24 protein-coding genes are annotated in these 17578 nt (G+C 62.7%); 14 read left to right on the top strand and 10 right to left on the bottom strand.

Translation table 11 applies throughout. The features are described from left to right. Positions 1-72: 72 nt before the first annotated feature. Positions 73-1476 (bottom strand): plasmid pRiA4b ORF-3 family protein, encoded by a 1404-nt coding sequence (locus tag ACLQ2Q_RS13465; RefSeq protein WP_425820962.1) that lies wholly within the window; start codon positions 1474-1476, stop codon positions 73-75. Positions 1477-2094: 618 nt separating this feature from the next. On the opposite strand from ACLQ2Q_RS13465, the gene ACLQ2Q_RS13460 reads away from it, so the two are divergent. Continuing rightward, complete coding sequence (locus ACLQ2Q_RS13460; protein WP_425820961.1) at positions 2095-2334, top strand: hypothetical protein; 240 nt, start codon at positions 2095-2097, stop codon at positions 2332-2334. Continuing rightward, the gene (locus ACLQ2Q_RS13455) at positions 2327-2671 is read left to right on the top strand and encodes a type II toxin-antitoxin system PemK/MazF family toxin (protein WP_425820960.1); all 345 of its coding nucleotides are present in this window, start codon (positions 2327-2329) and stop codon (positions 2669-2671) included. Before ACLQ2Q_RS13460 ends, ACLQ2Q_RS13455 begins: the two co-directional genes overlap by 8 nt. Positions 2672-2764: 93 nt before the next feature. Here ACLQ2Q_RS13455 and ACLQ2Q_RS13450 read toward each other — a convergent pair whose 3' ends face one another. The 4 genes from ACLQ2Q_RS13450 to ACLQ2Q_RS13435 all read right to left on the bottom strand — a co-directional run bounded on the left by ACLQ2Q_RS13450 (position 2765) and on the right by ACLQ2Q_RS13435 (position 5244). Further along, on the bottom strand, positions 2765-4168 hold the full coding sequence (locus ACLQ2Q_RS13450) for a plasmid pRiA4b ORF-3 family protein (RefSeq protein ID WP_425820959.1): 1404 nt from the start codon (positions 4166-4168) through the stop codon (positions 2765-2767). Positions 4169-4190: 22 nt separating this feature from the next. Then, entirely contained in the window at positions 4191-4430 is a 240-nt protein-coding gene (locus ACLQ2Q_RS13445) for a Txe/YoeB family addiction module toxin (protein WP_425820958.1), read from the bottom strand. Between the two features lie 242 nt (positions 4431-4672). Continuing rightward, positions 4673-5044 (bottom strand): type II toxin-antitoxin system death-on-curing family toxin, encoded by a 372-nt coding sequence (locus ACLQ2Q_RS13440; protein WP_425820957.1) that lies wholly within the window; start codon positions 5042-5044, stop codon positions 4673-4675. After that, on the bottom strand, positions 5041-5244 hold the full coding sequence (locus tag ACLQ2Q_RS13435; protein ID WP_425820956.1) for a hypothetical protein: 204 nt from the start codon (positions 5242-5244) through the stop codon (positions 5041-5043). Before ACLQ2Q_RS13435 ends, ACLQ2Q_RS13440 begins: the two co-directional genes overlap by 4 nt. A gap of 297 nt (positions 5245-5541) precedes the next feature. Between ACLQ2Q_RS13435 and ACLQ2Q_RS13430 the strand changes: the two genes are divergently transcribed. The 4 genes from ACLQ2Q_RS13430 (at position 5542) to ACLQ2Q_RS13415 (ending at position 7296) form a co-directional block, all read left to right on the top strand. Then, positions 5542-6012 (top strand): esterase/lipase family protein, encoded by a 471-nt coding sequence (locus tag ACLQ2Q_RS13430; RefSeq protein ID WP_425820955.1) that lies wholly within the window; start codon positions 5542-5544, stop codon positions 6010-6012. After that, entirely contained in the window at positions 5916-6278 is a 363-nt protein-coding gene (locus tag ACLQ2Q_RS13425) for an alpha/beta fold hydrolase (protein WP_425821078.1), read from the top strand. The genes ACLQ2Q_RS13430 and ACLQ2Q_RS13425 overlap by 97 nt, the downstream gene beginning before the upstream one ends. Positions 6279-6414: 136 nt before the next feature. After that, the gene (locus ACLQ2Q_RS13420) at positions 6415-6732 is read left to right on the top strand and encodes a cupin domain-containing protein (protein WP_425820954.1); all 318 of its coding nucleotides are present in this window, start codon (positions 6415-6417) and stop codon (positions 6730-6732) included. A 54-nt stretch (positions 6733-6786) separates the two neighbouring features. Further along, positions 6787-7296, top strand: coding sequence for a DUF302 domain-containing protein (locus ACLQ2Q_RS13415; RefSeq protein ID WP_425820953.1), 510 nt, complete (start codon positions 6787-6789; stop codon positions 7294-7296). Here the strand turns inward: ACLQ2Q_RS13415 and ACLQ2Q_RS13410 are convergent. From ACLQ2Q_RS13410 to ACLQ2Q_RS13400, 3 genes are all read right to left on the bottom strand, one after another. Continuing rightward, complete coding sequence (locus tag ACLQ2Q_RS13410; protein WP_425820952.1) at positions 7213-7590, bottom strand: hypothetical protein; 378 nt, start codon at positions 7588-7590, stop codon at positions 7213-7215. The two genes, ACLQ2Q_RS13415 and ACLQ2Q_RS13410, sit on opposite strands and share 84 nt — an antisense overlap. Before the next feature lie 37 nt (positions 7591-7627). Beyond that, the gene (locus tag ACLQ2Q_RS13405) at positions 7628-7828 is read right to left on the bottom strand and encodes a transposase (RefSeq protein WP_425820951.1); all 201 of its coding nucleotides are present in this window, start codon (positions 7826-7828) and stop codon (positions 7628-7630) included. A gap of 543 nt (positions 7829-8371) precedes the next feature. After that, positions 8372-8944: a hypothetical protein gene (locus ACLQ2Q_RS13400; protein ID WP_425820950.1), complete on the bottom strand. Its 573-nt coding sequence runs from the start codon at positions 8942-8944 to the stop codon at positions 8372-8374. 236 nt (positions 8945-9180) lie between these two features. Here ACLQ2Q_RS13400 and ACLQ2Q_RS13395 point away from each other — a divergent pair, with 236 nt between their 5' ends. From ACLQ2Q_RS13395 to ACLQ2Q_RS13380, 4 genes are all read left to right on the top strand, one after another. Further along, on the top strand, positions 9181-10083 hold the full coding sequence (locus ACLQ2Q_RS13395) for a hypothetical protein (protein WP_425820949.1): 903 nt from the start codon (positions 9181-9183) through the stop codon (positions 10081-10083). Continuing rightward, positions 10080-11039: a hypothetical protein gene (locus tag ACLQ2Q_RS13390; protein ID WP_425820948.1), complete on the top strand. Its 960-nt coding sequence runs from the start codon at positions 10080-10082 to the stop codon at positions 11037-11039. The genes ACLQ2Q_RS13395 and ACLQ2Q_RS13390 overlap by 4 nt, the downstream gene beginning before the upstream one ends. A gap of 104 nt (positions 11040-11143) precedes the next feature. After that, a complete protein-coding gene (locus ACLQ2Q_RS13385) occupies positions 11144-12949 on the top strand; it encodes an HD domain-containing protein (RefSeq protein ID WP_425820947.1) in 1806 nt (601 codons plus the stop codon). Positions 12950-12959: 10 nt separating this feature from the next. Next, a complete protein-coding gene (locus tag ACLQ2Q_RS13380; protein WP_425820946.1) occupies positions 12960-13763 on the top strand; it encodes an ImmA/IrrE family metallo-endopeptidase in 804 nt (267 codons plus the stop codon). Between the two features lie 234 nt (positions 13764-13997). On the opposite strand, the gene ACLQ2Q_RS13375 is transcribed toward ACLQ2Q_RS13380, so the two are convergent. Further along, positions 13998-14462 (bottom strand): AAA family ATPase, encoded by a 465-nt coding sequence (locus ACLQ2Q_RS13375; protein ID WP_425820945.1) that lies wholly within the window; start codon positions 14460-14462, stop codon positions 13998-14000. On the opposite strand from ACLQ2Q_RS13375, the gene ACLQ2Q_RS13370 reads away from it, so the two are divergent. From ACLQ2Q_RS13370 to ACLQ2Q_RS13360, 3 genes are all read left to right on the top strand, one after another. Further along, positions 14457-15047 carry a sensor histidine kinase gene (locus tag ACLQ2Q_RS13370; RefSeq protein WP_425820944.1) on the top strand — a complete coding sequence of 197 codons (591 nt, stop codon included), beginning with the start codon at positions 14457-14459 and terminating at the stop codon, positions 15045-15047. The two genes, ACLQ2Q_RS13375 and ACLQ2Q_RS13370, sit on opposite strands and share 6 nt — an antisense overlap. Continuing rightward, a complete protein-coding gene (locus ACLQ2Q_RS13365; RefSeq protein ID WP_425820943.1) occupies positions 15047-15658 on the top strand; it encodes a pyridoxamine 5'-phosphate oxidase family protein in 612 nt (203 codons plus the stop codon). Before ACLQ2Q_RS13370 ends, ACLQ2Q_RS13365 begins: the two co-directional genes overlap by 1 nt. A gap of 76 nt (positions 15659-15734) precedes the next feature. Then, on the top strand, positions 15735-15929 hold the full coding sequence (locus ACLQ2Q_RS13360; RefSeq protein WP_425820942.1) for a hypothetical protein: 195 nt from the start codon (positions 15735-15737) through the stop codon (positions 15927-15929). Positions 15930-16404: 475 nt separating this feature from the next. Here ACLQ2Q_RS13360 and ACLQ2Q_RS13355 read toward each other — a convergent pair whose 3' ends face one another. Beyond that, on the bottom strand, positions 16405-17049 hold the full coding sequence (locus ACLQ2Q_RS13355) for a hypothetical protein (protein ID WP_425820941.1): 645 nt from the start codon (positions 17047-17049) through the stop codon (positions 16405-16407). Positions 17050-17168: 119 nt separating this feature from the next. Here ACLQ2Q_RS13355 and ACLQ2Q_RS13350 point away from each other — a divergent pair, with 119 nt between their 5' ends. Next, complete coding sequence (locus ACLQ2Q_RS13350; RefSeq protein ID WP_425820940.1) at positions 17169-17363, top strand: helix-turn-helix domain-containing protein; 195 nt, start codon at positions 17169-17171, stop codon at positions 17361-17363. Positions 17364-17578 lie beyond the last annotated feature (215 nt).

The following is a 17578-nucleotide window of genomic DNA, read 5'->3' as shown; positions in this document are numbered from 1 at the left end:
TGCCTCTGAGGGACATCGAACTGTGGCTCGATACCCACACTTCCCCATTGTGAAGATGGCGACTCGGACTCGCTACCTGAGTGCGAGGCGGGCGATGACCCGAACGGCGTCGCTAGGCGGGACGTCTCTGCGGCGGCCGTCCGAACGCCAAAGGCCGAGCGCGTCAAGCACCTCGAGGACAGGCTCGGTCAGCGAGGAGAACCAGGGCCGGTCGAGTTCTCGACCCTGCGGGTCGATGTATCCGAGTTCATTGAGGATGTCGATCACCTGACTCTCCGCCTCACGTCGCGTGGTGATTGTCCCGTCGGCCAGACCGATGACCAATATCGTGCCGGCGACGCGCTGGCCATCCGTCATCCGTTGTCGAAGAAGCATCCGGGCAATCTGCTCGGCCAGCAGCGCCGGTCGCCCGATCGCCGGGCGTGTGCGGCTGACCAGCTGGAGGCGCCCCTTCACGTTGCGGATCAGGCGCATCCGTTCGGCCGACGCGCGCAACTCCCGGATGGGATAAGTGAGGTCTTCGCGGTTCGCCTCGCCGATCCAGTCGTCGTGCCAGCCGAGGGCTGTCATCCCGTCGAGCACCACAGCGGGCGGCATCCACCCTGCCTTCGTCAACGTAAGCCCTTCGATCCCGACGCGGTCGATCAGCCATGCATACGGCCTGACGCTGTCAGCGACGTCCCCATCGCGCAGCCGGTTCGGCCCGAGCAGCCCACCGCGCCGTACGTGCCGTCGGAGGTTCGATCTCAACGGCACCGGGAGGTCTGAGGCGAGTCGGGCAATGGGCGAATCGGCTGTCACGCCGGTGGCGGCATTCACCATCCCCGAGAGTTCAGCTTCCGGCAGGCCGAACAGCAAGGCGAGCTCGCCGCGCGCGCCGTCCAGATCGGCATCCTCGAGATCGTCTGCACCCCACGGTCCGACTGCCGTGGCGACCCACGCCCTCGTCGACCGATGCTCGGGATGCGAGAGGTCGGCAAGGATGTCGGCGATCTCCTGGTAGCCGGTGATGCCGCCGGAGTCCTCGAAAGGCGCGCGCCGCTCCCCTGAAATCAGCTGCGCGAGCGGCTCATCGGCTCTCGCGGCATCGCGCTCGATCAGATCGATGCGGTGCAGCCAGTTGTCGCCCGAGTCATAGACGTACCAGAGCGGTCCGTCGTGCTGCATCGCCTCGCCGATGGTCGTCTCCGCCTCATCCTCCTCGCCCTCGAGTTCGAGCTCAGCCAGCGACCAGGCATCGACCCACGCGCGAGGCTGCCGTCCGATACGCGGGATGCCGTTGCTGCGCGCCCACGGATCGTCCTCAGAGAAGCGGTGCAGGTGCGAATCGAGCCAGTTGAAGGCCACCTGCAGCACCATGTGGAACTCGGCGAGCGACAGGCTGTCGTCGACATCGATGGTGCGCCAGATCTCCGGTTGAATGCCCACGATCGAGACGCGTAGGCGGAGGATCCGGCGTGAACGGCGTGCGGGCACGCGTCAACGCTACCCGGCGCCTCAAGCCCGTGGGAGGCGGCCAGATGAACGGCCTCGCCCGCACAGCACCCTAAGCGCGGAGATCGCGGGGAGGTGGCTCGTGAAGGCGGCGCAACCCGCCATCGCCAGCAGTTCCGTGACGATTCTTGATCCCAGTTGTCGGTGGACGTTTGCATTTGCCCCTGGAGGGACTCGAACACGTTTTGAGCATTTTGCATCAGAGCATGAACCTGCGAATTCCGCGGAATTACGCGGATCTTCGGGAGTCAAGCGACATCGATCCACGTCCGAAAACAGCTACCGGCAAATGGGATGCGGGCAAAATGCGGGCAAAAACGAGCCGTTCTGCCGCTCTGTCAGTGACCTCTGGAGAGGGCCGTCATCTAGCAGCATTCGAGAGCAAATTTCAACATGACGATTTTGAGCATAATGCTCAGTTTATGGGGCCAAGAGCCGCGGCTGTTGCGCAGAGTGCTGAGCATAGCTGAACCTTCCAACTAGGGAGTCGGACGACCGGAGCGGAACGGGCGGAAGGCCTCCTTGACCCCAGGAAGATCGCCGTTGTCGAGAGGGCATACTCGAGCTGTGCCGCGCCGGGACCCCCGGTATACTGAAAGTATGACCACGACGATCAAGGTCAGCGATCAATTGCGTGATCGCCTCAAGGAGCAGGCCGCACGCGCGGGTCTGACGCTCGGCGCACACCTCGCAGTACTCGCGGATGCTGCGGACCGCCGCGATCGCATGGCATCGCTCAAACAGGCAATCGCGGCGTCCTCGATCGAAGACCGCTCGTCTCACGCCGAGGAGTCGGAGCCGTGGGAGCTCGTAGAACTCTCCGACCTCCCACGTGACTGACCTCGAGCTCGCGCCCGGAGTCGTAGCCTGGGCCGCACTCGAGCCTGTTCGCGGCCGAGAGCAAGGCGGTCACCGCCCTGTTCTCGTGGTCGCCTCGGAGGGATACCTCGACGCGGTGACAACTCTGGCGATCGTCCTGCCGATTACGTCTGTCGATCGAGGATGGCCGAATCACGTGCGTGTCGAGGGAGCAAGCGGTCTCGAGCGCCCCTCGTGGATCATGACGGAGCAGCCGCGCACCCTCACCCGGGAACGTCTGACAGGGATCGCCGGCGCCGTCAGTGACGGATGCCTCCTCCAAGTTCGGACCTGGCTCGGCGACTTCCTCGACCTTTGACATTCGCCCAAAGCGGGTCTGCTGCAGTTGAGCGGTGGGCCGACTCACTGCCACGGCAATCGTCGGCCCGATAGAGGGGTCCGACCCGCCTCGCTATCTGAGCGCGAAGCGGGCGATCGCGCGAACAGCGGCGGTGGCCGGCACGTCGCGGCGCCGACCCGCTGCCCGCCAGAGGCCAAGTGCATCAAGGACGTCGAGCACCGGTTCGGTCAGTGACGTGAACCAGCGCTGGTCGAGTTCTCGACCCTGCGAGTCGACGTATCCGAGTTCGTTCAGCAGGTCGATCACCTGGCGCTCGGCGTCACGTCGCGTTGTGATGCTCGCGTCGGCCACGCCGATTGCGAATATGGTGCTGGCGGCCCGCTGACCTTCTGTCATCCGCTGGCGCAGCAGCATCCGCGCGATCTGCTCGGCAAGCACCGCGGGTCGTCCGATCGCGGGGCGGGTGCGGCTGACGAGCTCGAGCCGACCCTTCACCTTGCGGATCAGGCGCAGCCGTTCAGCTGATGCGCGCAGTTCGCGCATCGGGTAGGTCAAATCTTCGCGGTTCGCCTCCCCGATCCAGTCGTCTCGCCAGCCAAGGGTCGTCATCCCTTCCAGCACGACGGCGGGCGGCATCCAACCCGCCTTCGTCAACGTCAGTCCTTCGACCCCGATGTGATCGATCAGCCAGGCGTAGGGCCTCACGGCGTCAGCGACGTCCTCATCACGCAGCCGCTCGGGTGTGAGCAGTTCGCTGCGCCGAAGGTGCCGGCGCAGATTCGACCTGAGCGGCACGGGCAGGTCGGAGGCGAACTGAGCGATGGGTGAGTCGACTGTTACGCCGGTCGCGGCATCCGCCAGTCCCGAGAGATCTACTCCCTCCTGGGTGAACAGCGCGGCGATCTCGCCGCGCGCACCGTCCAGATCGGCCTCCTCGAGGTCGTCTGTTGCCCACGGTCCGATGGCGGTTGCGACCCATGCCTTCGTCGACCGATGATCGGTGTGCGACGGGTCGGCGAGGATCTCGGCGACTTCCTGGTAGCCGGTGATGCCGCCGGAGTCCTCGAACGGTGCACGCCGCTCACCGGAAATCAGCTGCGCGAGCGGCTCGCCGGGCCGCGCACCATCGCGGTCGATCAGATCGATGCGGTGCAACCAGTTGTCACCCGAGTCGTAGACGTACCACAACGGTCCGTCGTGCTGCATGGCCTCGCCGATGGTCGTGTCGGCCTCATCCTCCTCACCCTCGATCTCGACCTCAGCCAGCGGCCAGGCATCCACCCACGCGCGAGGCTGCCGCCCGATACGCGGGATGCCGTTGCTCCTCGCCCACGGATCATCCTCGGAGAAGCGATGCAGGTGCGATCCGAACCAGTTGAAGGCCACCTGCAGCACTATGTGCAACTGGGCGAGCGACACGCTGTCGTCCACGTCGACGGTGCGCCAGATCTCCGGCTCGATGCCCACGATCGATACGCGTAGGCGAAGGATGCGGCGAGAACGACGTGCAGCCATCCGTCAACGGTACCGAAGGCACTCAGTAGTGATAGCGAGCTTGCAGGATGGTTACGTAGTTCTCGTCTGCAATGTAGACGAGGCGGTTGACCGCGTCGATCCGTCGGGACCATGCGCCGGCAAGGGCATGCGTGAGGGGTTCCGGTTTGCCGATTCCCTCGAAGGGGTCATCTCGCGGGCAGTCGGCGATGAGCGTGTTGATCCGTCTGAGCGTCTTGCCATCCTGACCCTGCCAGTGCAGGTAGTCTTCCCAGCCTTCCAAGGTCCACGCCAGCTTGCGCTTACAAAAGAGTCGTGAAGCTCGTGCTCGGTGACCTCACCCGCTCTGCCCGCTCCAGAGCATTCAGGACACCTGGGCGGCCAGGCACCCTGGTTCCGGGCCGCGCTTCGTGAATGCGCCGTTTCTGCGCGTGAGCGGAATCAGACAGGTGACCAGCAGTGACCGTCAGTGGTGCGGCCGACGACGGCAAGCTTCGAGCCTTACAGCGAGAGGCAGTTGCGCAACTAGCCCAATGGGAAGGTGTGCTTGTCAAGCCACCGCTCGACGTCCTGCGGAGGCGGTGGGTTCGCGCCGGCGATGAGCCGGATGTAGCGGTCGGCGTCCTCGGCGTCGGCACCCAGGTCGTAACCGTTGATGTCATAGAAGGCGACCGTGACGAACCAGCTCAACCGCTTGTTGCCATCCAACAGCGGATGGTTGTGGTTGATCGCGCTGATCAGCGCTGCCGCCTTCTGGTGAATCCCTGGGTAGACCTCCTCGCCGAACACTGGCATGGGCGACGCAAGGGCGGACAGCAGGCCATTGCGATCCCGGTAGTGGAATCCCTCATCCTCGACGAGCTCGTCGACGTCTTCCGGCTCGAGGTACTCCGTCACCGGGACAGCCGGTCGAGCAGCTCAGCGTCGCGGTCGCGGACCCGATCGAACGCGCGGCGTACCCGCTCGCGTCGGATCGTGCGAGCATCCAGCTCGAGCACGGCCATCTCGATCACGCTGTTCTTGCTCTGCCCCATCAGCGAAGCGAGCTCGGTGAGCTTCATTTCCGCCTCTTGCGAAAGGCGCACGGTGCGAGCCATGACGGGTCCTTCCCTCGTGGTGTCATCATGATACCGCCGACGTAGCGCCGCTGCACGGACGAAGGCAACTCCCGCATCGGGTAAGTCAGGTCTTCGTGGTTCGCCTGTCCGAGCCAGTGATCGTAGGGTTCTCCGGAAATCTTCTCCGGCTGACCGGCGCGCGTTTCGGACCGCAGCCGCGGAAACTCTTAGTCAACTCAACCAAAGCGAGCAGGAAGTCAACGATGCGGCTCGTTCGGAGTAACTCATACTCCGCGGCGCACCGACTGTCTTCACTGCCATAGAGGAGACGGCGAGATGAGTATCACCCAAGGATCCACGTCCAAGCCGACGGTCGTGCTCGTGCATGGCGCGTTCGCCGAGTCATCGAGTTGGAGCGGAGTGATCACACTCCTGCGGAATGAGGGATACCCCGCGATAGCGGTCGCGAACCCGCTTCGTGGCGTGGCGTTCGATTCCGACTACCTGCGGGCCACGCTGGCCGACATCAGCGGCGACATCGTGCTGGTGAGCCACTCGTACGGCGGCACGGTGATCAGCGGGGGCGGCGCGGGCAACGCGAATGTGAAAGCACTCGTGTACATCGGGGCTTTCGCCCGGAGGAAGGTGAAACGCCCGGAGACCTGGACGGCAAGCTGCCCGGTTCGACGCTCGCGGAAACACTCACGCCGGTGCCTTTGCCTGGCGGAGGGGTTGACCTGTACATCGAGCAGGACAAGTACCATGCGCAGTTCGCAGCGGATTCGTCCGCCGAGGTCGCCGCGGTGATGGCCGTCACACAACGCCCCATTCAGGAGTCCGCTTTCGGGGAGGCCTCGGGCGAGCCGGCCTGGAAGTCGGTCCCGTCATGGTTCCTGTTCGGCGAGCTCGACAAGAACATTCCGGTCGCCGTGCACCACTTCATGGCCGACCGTGCCGGCTCCAGAAAAACCATCGAGCTCAAGGGCGGATCGCATACCGTCGGCATCCCCGAAGCCGCGCAGGTATTCGACCTCATCCGCGAAGCCGCCGGCGCGACCACGACCGGCAGCTAACCGCATTCGCCGTTTCCAGAACTGACTCAGAACGACCTTCGAAGGAAGACATCATGAATGATTCACCCTCCACTCCGGATGCTCCAGCGCAGGATGCCCCGGACGAGACATCGTCCAGGTCCTCACGGAGATCCCCGTGGACGTGTCGTCCGGATGGCACCACCATCCCGGAGAGGAGGTCGGTTACATCGTCGCCGGCAAGGTCCGCATGGAACGCGAAGACGCCACCACCCAGATCCTCATCGCCGGCGACGGCTTCCTCATCCCGCCGGGAGTCCCCCACAACGCGACCGACCTCGGCCCCGACACCGGGGAAGATGTTGTCGACCTACATCGTGGAGACGGGCAAGCCGATCGCAACTCTCGAGCCCTGACAGCCGGCGCGCGATTCGTTCGGGGCGTGACGTATGAACGAACGATTCGTCGAGCGCAGCTGCGTCGGGTCAGTGCATGACGTTCTTGCTCGACTGCTGACCCAACTCAGAGACGAGGTGTCGGGCTCTTTGCCGTGATCGATCACGCTGACGCGGCGCGCGACGCGGGGCTCGCGCTGCCAGATGAAGTCGTCGCGATCTTCGGCAATCCGGCGCTGGGCACGAAGCTCATGCAGCACAACGCTCGCGCCGGAATCGATTTGCCCCTCCGCATCCTGATCTGGATGACGATGGAACCACGAAGTCGGCGTACATCTCCCCGAGTGACATCGTCGAGCGGTATGCGCTCGATCCCTCGCAACTGCCGGTGGATCAGCTCGCCGCCCTCCTCGAGGACCTCTCGGCCTCCATCAGCCGCTGAGCGGCGCTGCATCCGGCGCACCGCGGCGCCGGAACTGCCGTTCATCACAGGGATCGCCAGAGCAAGGTGGACGCGAGAGTTCGTTACGGAGACCAGGCGGCGCCTCGCTGGCGCACGTCGGCGATCAGTGGCAGGTCTGTCAGCGTGTACGCGCGTTGCACTGCGGTGCGGATGCCGAGATCTCCGGCCGGCAGGACGTCCAGTCGCCGCAATTGGTGGATGAGGAACATCTCGGCACTCCACGGTCCGATGCCTTCACACGAGTGAGCGCAGTGATGACGTCGTCATCGTCCATCGCGTGGAGAGCGTCGATCGCAAGATTGCCGTCCACAACCGCGTCGGCGAGGTGGTGAAGGTAGGCGGCTTTGGAATGGGACATCCCCAGCGCCCTGAGTTGGTCCAGATCAAGACGCAGAACGCCGACCGGTGTCGGCGGCCGGTCGAGAGCAGCGGTGAGTCGGTCATACAGCACGAGTGCCACCGTGATCGAGATCTGCTGCGCAACGATGGGCAGCACCGTTCCGGCGAAGTTGTCGCCTGTCGTGCGTCCTCCGTCAGGGAACGCGAACGGGTCGGGAGTCCTCGTCGGACGTCAGACCCGACTTGCGGCCGCTGTCGATCGCTTCCTTGGACATCCAGTGCGGAAGACAGGATTCGCTGATCCCGAGATCAGGCGCGGTTCTCCTGACCGGTTCGCCTTGGGCGACCAGGTCCAGGGCTCGACGCCGAAACTCCGGCGAATGTTTAGCGGGCATCACGGACTCCTTCCGAGACGATCATCGCGTCAGCTCAGGTGTCCGGGAAAGCGGGTCAGGCTCCGAGAAGACGTGTTGCTGCGCATGGGCTTGGACGCACTTCTGATCGAGCGCATCCGCGCGCGAGCCGAGGACAGAGAGCTGAAGTCCACTATGCCGATACCTTACTCAGACCTGTTCGGCTGAGACCCGAAGCGCCACGCCGATCGACGCGGCGTGGCGCGTTTCGACCTAAACGCCGGTGATTGACAACCAGCGTGGGGAAGAGTGGTCGCACGCGCTGTCGCGTCAGCCGATTCAATTGTCTGCGGACGATCCATCGAGGACAGGTGGTTATCGTCCCCGCCCTAAAGGTCCGAGGCTTGCGTCCTCAAATCGTTTGGGTGATCGGCGAGACGACGGGCTTTGCCTCATGCAGAGCGGCGCCTTTGAGAATGCCGCACTTTGGTGAAAGACAATTGGAAGCAACGACTAGTCAGGTTCGCCATATTGACATGCCCATCGGTCACGAGTTGTTCCTACGCCGCTTCGCCCCTCGCCGAGTCAGCGGGGGCCAGAGCCAACTGGTGCGTCGGCTCCAAGTGGGGCAAGCCTGAACGCGCTTGTACAGTCGCCACGGAGTTCCCAGTAGCGGTTTTTCCATGTGACCCATTCCGCGCTTCCCAGCTCAACTCCGGTAGGAACGGCTTCTCCGCGAATGTGCGTCCATAAGCGCTGCGCACTTGCCGTGGAATCAGGGTCGAAGAGGAGACCGACGACTTCGAGGGCGACCTGGCCAGCCTTGCCGCTGATCGCACGAAGCGCGCTGCGGTACACTTCATCGTCACGTGCTTCCCGACGATTCCGGCGGGCGCGAACCACTTCCGAATAACAAGACTGCGTCTCGGCGAGGAACTCCGCAGCACACGCCAGGCGTCGCGTCTGTTGCACTTGCTGATCTTGCGCGCCGAGAGTGAGCCGAACCAATGTCTCGTCGTGTTGGTGTGTTGCGGCGCGGTCGGACTCCGTCCAGCGGCGCTGCACCAGCAAGACGACAATGGTGATCAAGCCGGTTAGGGCAACGCCCGCGAGCGTCGCGAGGCCAGTAGCGACTGCATCCGTCAAAGTTTCAATCACGTCCGTTCTTATCCGGGAATGTCTTGGATTGCCCCCGTGAAGGGCGTCGGTGCTCGGGTTCTGGAGGGATCCCGCTCGCGACGGTACCGCATTTGGCCCGGGAGGAAGTCGGCGCGGACAGAGTCTTCGCAAGTCGATCTCAACGTCGGCGTCACCGCGACGGGTCCTCCTCGCAATGGGTTGCGGCACGCGGAAGCGTCGGCGAGCCGTCAACATCCCTCACATAGGATCTACACGTGGCTAACGAGCGACAGACGTTCTATGTGCACTTTCCCGAGTTGTCGATCCCTGCGCCGTTGTCGGTTCTTGGTGGCACACTGCGTGAAGTCGGCTTTGAGGAGTACGCGCCACTGGACAACGACTGGGCTTCTGAGCGTTACTACCGGGCTCATCAGCGGGTGTTCTGGGTTGTCGACACAATGGGGCGATCCGACTTGGCAGACTTTCGCGTGGCCGTGGAGAGCGGAGATCTTGACCGCGTTCGACACTGGTACAGGGAGCAAGAGGACTACCCCGACGAACTCCTCGACTCGGTCACGGAGCGCGCTGAACTGCTGCACCTCGCGATCGTGTGCGCATCGGCGGAGCTGCTGGTCTCCCCGAGCCTGTCGATGTTGTATCGCACGCCCGCGAGCGGCGGAGTCTCGCGTCGGGTGGGATTGGCTCACCGGACGTGGGTCCTCGCGCTTCAAGATTCAATCCGAATCTCAGCTGAAAGTCTCGCGGCAGCGGCCGAGATGGTGTCACGTTGGGTTGCCGCCGGCCTTGAGTCTGACCACGTCCTACTGGGACCACTGAGAACTGTCTCTTCGGTCGCGGGCGGGGCCCTAAGCGCTGGCGCAATCGTCACGTTGCTCGTCGTCGCACTTGAGTCCTCGCTAAACTTCGGGGGAACCGACGGTAAGCGAGCTCGGCCGATCGCGGCCGACATCAGAGAAAGGATGATTGCGGCGGGCAGCGCCGACATCGGCTCGCGAATGAAGCCGCTCTACGCCCACAGGAGTGATTTCTTACATGGACGCAGGGAGCCATTACCCCTCGAAGCGGACATTGTTCTTCTCGTGAGTTTGCTTACGGCTTCCGTGGCCAGTCGCACGCTGGCACTGCAGCAGCCCGAAGGCGAGGGACTGGGCGCGTGACCCACATGCTCGGTTTCGAACTCAACAACGTCGCAGAGTGCGAGCTCTTCCTGATGCCCGAGATTTACGCAGAAGCGAACGCGTTCCGCGTGAGCGACGTACTTGTGAGCCGTATTCCTTTCTCCGATTGGCATTTGATTGAGAAGTCCAGGTATACCGACGACCTGGCCGACGTTTACGCGCACCGGTCACCCCCTTACTTTTGCATATTCGCCGAACCAAGTTTGTCCTCTCAGGCGGATGTTGCGGCGTCTATGCGCACTATGAGAATCGCGAAGGTCCGAGTCCTCACGCTTGCTTTGCGGTTGACAACTGACCTCGCCGTTCCCGTTGTCGACCCATGCGACTTTGTGTCCTACCAAAGGCGTGGCCACGACGTGGCGCGTACAGTTTCTCGAAGGGGGCGGGCCGGGTATGAGCTTCGACCCCGCGTCGACGTAGGCGAACTGGTTGATGACTGGGCTCGGGCATACGAGGCGCTCACCTTCCTCAGTTCGTTCCGGCGCCGAGGAAGACTCGCTCTCGCGCTCGAGTTATATTTTGAATCAGCAAGTGATTTCATCACCGACGACACAAGCCAACTGCTGTTGCACGCGGCGCTGGAGGCGTTATGCGGGTCGAGTGTGGGTCGCCTCGCGGAGGTTCGCTGGGGGGATGAGGGCGTCTCTGACTCCATTCGAAGCAGGCGGATACGACGCAACCGGCTCGCCCACGGTGTGCGGTCGGACTGGTCGTCGGACTCCGTTGCGTTGCGTCGGGTTGCAGGGTGGGCATTGATCGAGAGCGTCCGGCAAGAGCTCACGACACCGAGTGGCGACGGATCACTCGATGCGGGGCTGATAGATGCCCTCAAGGACGCCGACGAGTTTGGAGTTGCCCGGCTCCGAGTTTTGCCCGTCGACGAGGAACGGCTGCTTTACGGCGCGTTCGGGCGACACAACGCCGAAGCTGACTGAGGAAGCAGGGCGCTAGATCGTGTCCGAGACACGCTCGTCGCGGTCTTCTAGATTGGCGCAATTCGGCCTTACGCTCACCATCCGGATGCCGCTACTCTGGCCGGGTGGATGCTCTCTTCGACGGCTTCAAACTCTCTTGGGAAATTCCGCGTGCCTACCAAGAGTTTTTCCTACCGGTCTGGGGGCCAGTTCGTCTGAACTCCATGGAGTTGCAGCTGATTGACCATCCCGCCTTCGCGCGGCTCGCGGACATCTATCAATTGGGGCAGACTCACCTGGTATTCCGAGGCGCAACACACAAACGCTGGGAGCACGCACTTGGGACGCTCCACGCGGCATCAATGATGTGTGATGCGATTGAGCGCAACTTCGCCGAATCTGAAGAAAAGGGCGAACCTCCCCTGAGCGGCGACTACCTTCGAGCCAAGCCGCTGTCTGACGTGGAGGTAGCCTTCGTTCGCCTCTCAGCGCTTCTGCATGACATCGGCCACATCTCTGCGGGTCATACGTTCGAGGATGAACTTGGCCTCCTGACGCCACATGACGCAGACGATCGACTGAATCACGTGCTGGATCGCCGGGTCTGGCGAGGCCATCACGAGTTGGCGACGCTTCGGGAACTCATCGATTCTGTCTATGCATCGGCAGCCGCGAACACTGGGCTCCAGGAGTCTGCTTCCGAGATTTTCCTAAACATCGTGAGCAAGTCGCGTGCAACGCACGACGTTGCTTCTGATGGCCTACGAACTCAGGTTTGTCGCGACATCGTCGGCAACACGATATGCGCAGACATTCTTGACTACCTGCATCGCGATTTTCATCATCTTGGAAAGCCCCGACCAGTCGACGGGCGAATCCTTGAGTACTTCGAGATCCGGCAGCGGGGGGCGGATCCCTCGACAGCGCAGCTTGTGGTAAACCTTCGCGGAGGCGACAAAGTTCGTCACGACGCCGTGACCGCCATCTTCGAACTCTTGGAAGCGCGATACCAGCTTGGTGAGATCGCGCTGTTCCATCGAACGAAGCTGATCGCCAGCGCGATGCTGGAGCGCATAGTCGCAGAGGTCTCCGACGCGGCAAGCGTCGACGCAGGCTGGTTTGAAGGACAATTGGACACGTTGCTGGACTGTAGCGACGAGGAGTTGCCAGGGGTCCTCACGTCGCGTGCATCCGAACTGATAACTGAACTTAGTCGCACGAAGCGCCAAAGTATATCGACTGATTACATCGCATCTTCTCGAGATCGGATCGCTGTAGCCTCCGATCTCGGAAGAAGACTGCGGCTGCGGAAGCTCCATAAGCAGGTGCGAGCGTTCAAGACGTCGAACTTGCCCTCCTCCAAACGAGAGGAAATTGAGCGACGCCTTGGCGGAGCCGCTGGAAAAGGGAATCGCCTCGCGATGTGTCGTCGCCTAGAGCATGACTTCAGGTTGGAGCCGGGGAGTGTGGTCCTCTACTGTCCCGCCCGAACTCCGCACGCGAAGATCGCGATGGTACAAGTTGTAGTTGGTGGGCAGATCGGACGCCTCTCGGAGCTCGATTCTCGGGAAGGCGACCCCGCTCACACAGGGGGACTATTTGTTGCACAGGGCAGGCGATTCGCTGGGCTGTGGTGTGCACAAGTGTCGATCTCGCCGGAGGCGCGCGATAAGCTCAAGCAGAGTGAGCTGCTAGATGTCTTTGGGTGGACAGTGGAAGAGTTGGTCTTCGGGGTGAACGTTGACGGCCCCGAACGAGCAATCGATGTCGCGTACAACATCGCCACCGTCCTCAAGAATAATGAAGACTACTCCCAAGGGGCCTCCCTTGAGCTCGTTCCTCGAGGCCAAGTCCATGGTCGGGCCTCAACGTACGTCGAGTACGTGACCGGCGCACCAAGCCTGCGCTACTTGGTAGGTCTAGAGCCGTAAGCGTGATCGCGTGACTCTCGAGGGACGTGATCTGCCGGATCAGTTAAAAGCGTTGCTGCGCGAATGGCGTCAGCTGCCCGTCGACCTCGATCAAGTCATTGCCGCAGGCAAGCTCGGGCCACTGATCATTGAACGTGGATCCGATCGGCACGGAGCCATTCTTCGCACGGGGCGGAGCCCCAGGCCAGTGCTGTTCAGGACAGATGGTGACACGGGACGAGCGTTAACAGCACGAGAGCGATTCACCGTTGCACACGAAATCGCTCATGCGGTGATCGACTGGGATCCCGACTCGCGACCCGTCCGTACCCGCGACTACTGGCGGCTGGAGGATTTGTGCAACCGATTCGCCGGCGAGCTCCTGGTACCAGATCGACGCCTTGCCCGATTGACGCGAGGAACCTGGACGCTGTCCGCGCGATTGATCGAAGTGTTCCGGCTCGTCGACGAAGCTAACGTGTCTATTCAGGTCGCGGCACGCCGTAGTTGCGACGTAAGCGACGAAGTCCAACTGCTCGGCTTGGAGCGCACATTCAGCGCGAAGCACCAGTCTGCTACTCTTCGCATCGCCTGGTCCGCTGGAAGGCCACTAATCCCCGGCAGAGTGGCTTCGCATCTACCTCCCGACCACTGGATCGTGTCCTGGGCCGACGCCAACGAGCAACTCGGGTACCAGCACGCCGAGATGCGCGACCTGGAAGCGGTCATGTGGAGAAGTACACGCGCTCGCGCGATTGTCATCGTCCAGCTGGCCGATCGTGCGCAGGAGGTGGAGCTAGACCTGCCGCTCAGTGGCGCCGACGACTCCCCGTGAGTGTGTGACGCGTATCCTGCGATCGCGACGCGTCACCCGCGTGTGTTCAGTGCAACCTGTCAGGAGTGGACCCCCGCTCAATCGATGCGCACAAGTGAGAGGCGTGCCTGGGACTGCTACACGGATCGGTGCCATGATGCGCGCACCGAGCTCGCGTCAATCGACGCGCCGCTGCTGGATGGAGTCATCGATGGCGTCCCCCTCCGCGTTGGTTCGGACACCAACATCACCTGCTCACCACGCGCCTGCCAGTCGAAGCAGGCGTCGATCGTTCGTTCGCGCCGCGTCGTGTTGATCGACCCGTTCGACGTAGCCACGGTGCACTAATTCGCCCGCGACCTCCAGCGCGTCTCGATCGCCAGAGTTGCGAAGCCACAATGCGAGCGCGGCGTACTCGGGATCGCGGAATCGATGTACCGCATCGAGCTCAACGGAGGCGTTGGCATGCCGGGTCGCGGACTCCATCGCCCCTGCATGCCCGACCGGCAATGCCTGATTCGTGTCGTCCACGAACGCGAGACCGACCCGCAAAGGGACCGCCTCAAGCCATTCGCAGATCTGATGGCCGCGGCCATCGCGAACGCCGAGCATCGGGATGGCCTCACGCAATCCCGTGCACGCGTGATAGCCGCGGCCGACGAAGCACGCCGATGGCTGCAGCGCGACGTTCACGACGGCGCGCAACAGCGTCTCGTGCACACCACCCTGATTCTCAAATTGGCCAGGGATTCTGCTGGCGGCGAGGGTGATCTCACCGACCTGATCACCGATGCGCTGTCGCACGCTGAAGAGGCGAATCGGCAGCTGCGGGATATCGTTCGCGGAATCTTGCCCGCCGCACTGAGCCGCAACGGGCTCGCTCCGGGCATCGAGTCGCTGGCCGCCGACACCCCGATCCCCGTCCACCTTGCACTCACCGTCCCGCGATTGGATTCCGCCATCGAGAGAACGGCGTACTTCACCGTCGCGGAAGCGATCACGAATACGGTGAAGCACGCGCACGCGACACAGATCAACGTGTCGTGCGTGCTGTCCGCCGATGCCGACGGCCTGATCCTCACGATCGAAGACGACGGGGTGGGCGGCGCCGACCCATCCCGCGGCACCGGCCTAACCGGGCTCAAAGACCGGATCGAAGCCAGCTACGGAACGATCGAGATTGCGAGTCCCCCGCAACGCGGCACCCGGATCGTCGCACGCATCCCCCTCGATGCGTCGGACAGGCGACAGCAGGCCGGCAAGTCGATCGATGAGACGGCGGTCAAATATGAGGAAGGCAGCTGATGAGCAGACAATACGGATGCATCGCCTTTACCGATGATGTGCGTGGTGTGCAGGACGACTACGGCAGTTCTGGGTTCTACGACAGGATGAGGCGCCGAGTTGATGGCGCAGAAGAGTCCGATCCTCTCGGCCCCAACGAGGCATCGTTCCTGACCGAGCGCGACGGCTTCTACCTCTCCACCGTCAGCCAGACCGGATGGCCGTACGTGCAGTTCCGCGGGGGCCCGCCCGGCTTTCTTCATGTCACAGACGAGCACACGATCGCCTGGGCTGACTTCAGCGGCAACCTGCAACACGTCTCGACAGGCAACCTTGTCGGCGATCAACGCGTCGCGATCATCGCGGTTGACTACCCGAGGCGTCGACGGCTCAAGCTCTTTGGAATGGCCCGAGTCGTCCGGATTCAAGACGACCCGCAGCTCGTCTCGTCGCTCGCCGTTCCAGACTACAACGCGGTCGTCGAAGCGGCCATCGTCGTGAACGTGACGGCCTTCGACTGGAACTGCCCGCAGCACATTCCTCAGCGATTCACCCTCGCCGAGATAGAAGCGCGCATAGCCCCGCTTCGAGCGCGAATCGAGGAGCTCGAGGCACTGTTGGGCGCCGCATGATCGTCACACCGACGCCGTTGGCAACTTCCACCTCGACCACCCACGGCCTGTCATCCTCAACCGGAAAGGACTTCCCATGACCAGCACAAACATGACTCCACCCGACGACTTGACAGGAACTGCCGACGAGCGAATCAGACAACTCGAGCTGCTTGCCGGAACCGCCTTGTCCGCGGAATGGCTTCGACGCCAGCTGGATGCAGTGCTCCTTGCCTGGTGCGTCGACGAGACCGAACTTGACATCGATCGGGAATTTCGAGTCGACTATTGATTAGCCAGACAGCCCCCAACTTGAGGGCGATCAGGGCTGTCGGCTCAACCCTGGAGGGATGCGCGCATTTTGCGTCGACATTCGTTGCGAATTGTGCGGGCACGCATCCGATTGTCGTCAGAGGGACTCGAAACACGACTGAGCATAATGCTCAATCAGCCCTCAAACGACAAGAACCGCGGAATCACGCGGAAGCACGCCGACTGGAGCGACATCGTGCAACCGCTGAAAACAGGTCTCAACAAATAGTTTGCGGGCAAAATGCGGGCAAGTATCGGCGTAAAACCAAGCAGGTAGGACCCCTCCCGAGCCCGCCGCCCGGATCGAAAATCGACCGGTTTTACAATTGACTCCAAACGAGCACATTGCTCAACACCCGTGACAAAAAGCCGTTGCAGTTGAGCAAAACGCTCAAATCGATCTCGTTGACACCAAACCGGCAACAGGCCGTCAGATGGCGTCCGCCGCGGCCTTCTTATCGCCCAATTGACGGCCCTCCTGGCTGAGATGGCCGGACGTCGGGCGCAGAAGGGTCGAACGGCCTACCCGGGTTGTACGGGTCAACCGCGGGCGCCCGCCGAGGCTCTTGTATCCGCACTTCCGGTGCGAGACCCGCATCACGGGCGCGGGTCATGAGGCGGGTCGCAGTGCTCTGGCTGATCTTGAGAGTGTCGGCGACGAGCTTGAGCGGGGGGTAGCTGATTGCCGTCGCGACCCTATAGACGGCGATCGCAGCGTATAGGGATTCCAGAGGTTCGCGCTCCTCCTCCGCCAGCACGCGACTGAGAAACTCTCGCACGGGGAGGCGGTCGCGATCACCGACACTCTCCCCGCTGACGTCGACCGTGACTACGTCGAGCGCCGACCTCGTCATAATCCAATGCGTGCGCACCTCGCGGAGCACCTGGCTGGTGATGTCGACGCCTTCGCCTTCGCGCTCGAGGGCGGCGAACACGACCGCAGAGCGGCCGAGCACATCATCCCACTCCACTCGCACCGTGATCGTGCCGGGCACGTCCTGCTCTCCCGACACGCGCGCATGCCACGACTTCGGCAGCGTTACGCGGCTGCCGAGATCGATGCGTTCGTCGCTGATGTCATATGCCTCGACGTCTGCCATGAAGCCCAGTATTCCAGGTCGCCACCGGTTTGCGAAGAAGAGTGTCGATCTTGGCTCACATCTGTGGTACCTTGCGACGAAGGGAGACTGACACTGCTGGCTCACAGAAGGGAAGGACTATGAACCACTCACCGGAGCACCTTGCTCTGACGATGAAGGATGCCGCCAAGCTCGTCGGAGTCGACTACCGCACGATCAAGCTCGGCATCGAGAGCGGGACTATCCCGACGGTACAGCTCGGCCCGCGGCGGATGATCCCCCGCGTCCCGCTGCTCCGCGTGTTCGGGATCGACGCGCAGGGTAAGCATTCATAGCGCTTTCGCGATTGGAGCGGGGCGACACGACTCCACGCAGTCGACATCGAACTCTGACAACTGCCTTGTGGCTTCGCCGCGGCATCGCCGAGAGTGCGCTCGCCCTTCGTTAGTTGACACCCTCGGCACCGATTGAAGCCTCCATTCGGGAGGCTGGCAACGAATGTCACAGCTCATGGTTCACAGGCTTGATCTCGTGTCGTTTGCGATCCGCA

Source organism: Microbacterium sp. DT81.1 (genome assembly GCF_049844955.1).
Classification (GTDB): domain Bacteria; phylum Actinomycetota; class Actinomycetes; order Actinomycetales; family Microbacteriaceae; genus Microbacterium.
This window is presented reverse-complemented; position numbering and strand designations above follow the sequence as displayed.

Bases quoted from the DNA above. Each gene is read 5' to 3' on its own strand.
- ACLQ2Q_RS13460 (WP_425820961.1), top strand. From the start codon at position 2,095: ATGACCACGACGATCAAGGTCAGCGATCAATTGCGTGATCGCCTCAAG.
- ACLQ2Q_RS13450 (WP_425820959.1), bottom strand. From the start codon at position 4,168: ATGGCTGCACGTCGTTCTCGCCGCATCCTTCGCCTACGCGTATCGATC.
- ACLQ2Q_RS13435 (WP_425820956.1), bottom strand. From the start codon at position 5,244: ATGGCTCGCACCGTGCGCCTTTCGCAAGAGGCGGAAATGAAGCTCACC.
- ACLQ2Q_RS13430 (WP_425820955.1), top strand. From the start codon at position 5,542: ATGAGTATCACCCAAGGATCCACGTCCAAGCCGACGGTCGTGCTCGTG.
- ACLQ2Q_RS13405 (WP_425820951.1), bottom strand. From the start codon at position 7,828: ATGCCCGCTAAACATTCGCCGGAGTTTCGGCGTCGAGCCCTGGACCTG.
- ACLQ2Q_RS13365 (WP_425820943.1), top strand. From the start codon at position 15,047: ATGAGCAGACAATACGGATGCATCGCCTTTACCGATGATGTGCGTGGT.
- ACLQ2Q_RS13360 (WP_425820942.1), top strand. From the start codon at position 15,735: ATGACCAGCACAAACATGACTCCACCCGACGACTTGACAGGAACTGCC.
- ACLQ2Q_RS13355 (WP_425820941.1), bottom strand. From the start codon at position 17,049: ATGGCAGACGTCGAGGCATATGACATCAGCGACGAACGCATCGATCTC.
- ACLQ2Q_RS13350 (WP_425820940.1), top strand. From the start codon at position 17,169: ATGAACCACTCACCGGAGCACCTTGCTCTGACGATGAAGGATGCCGCC.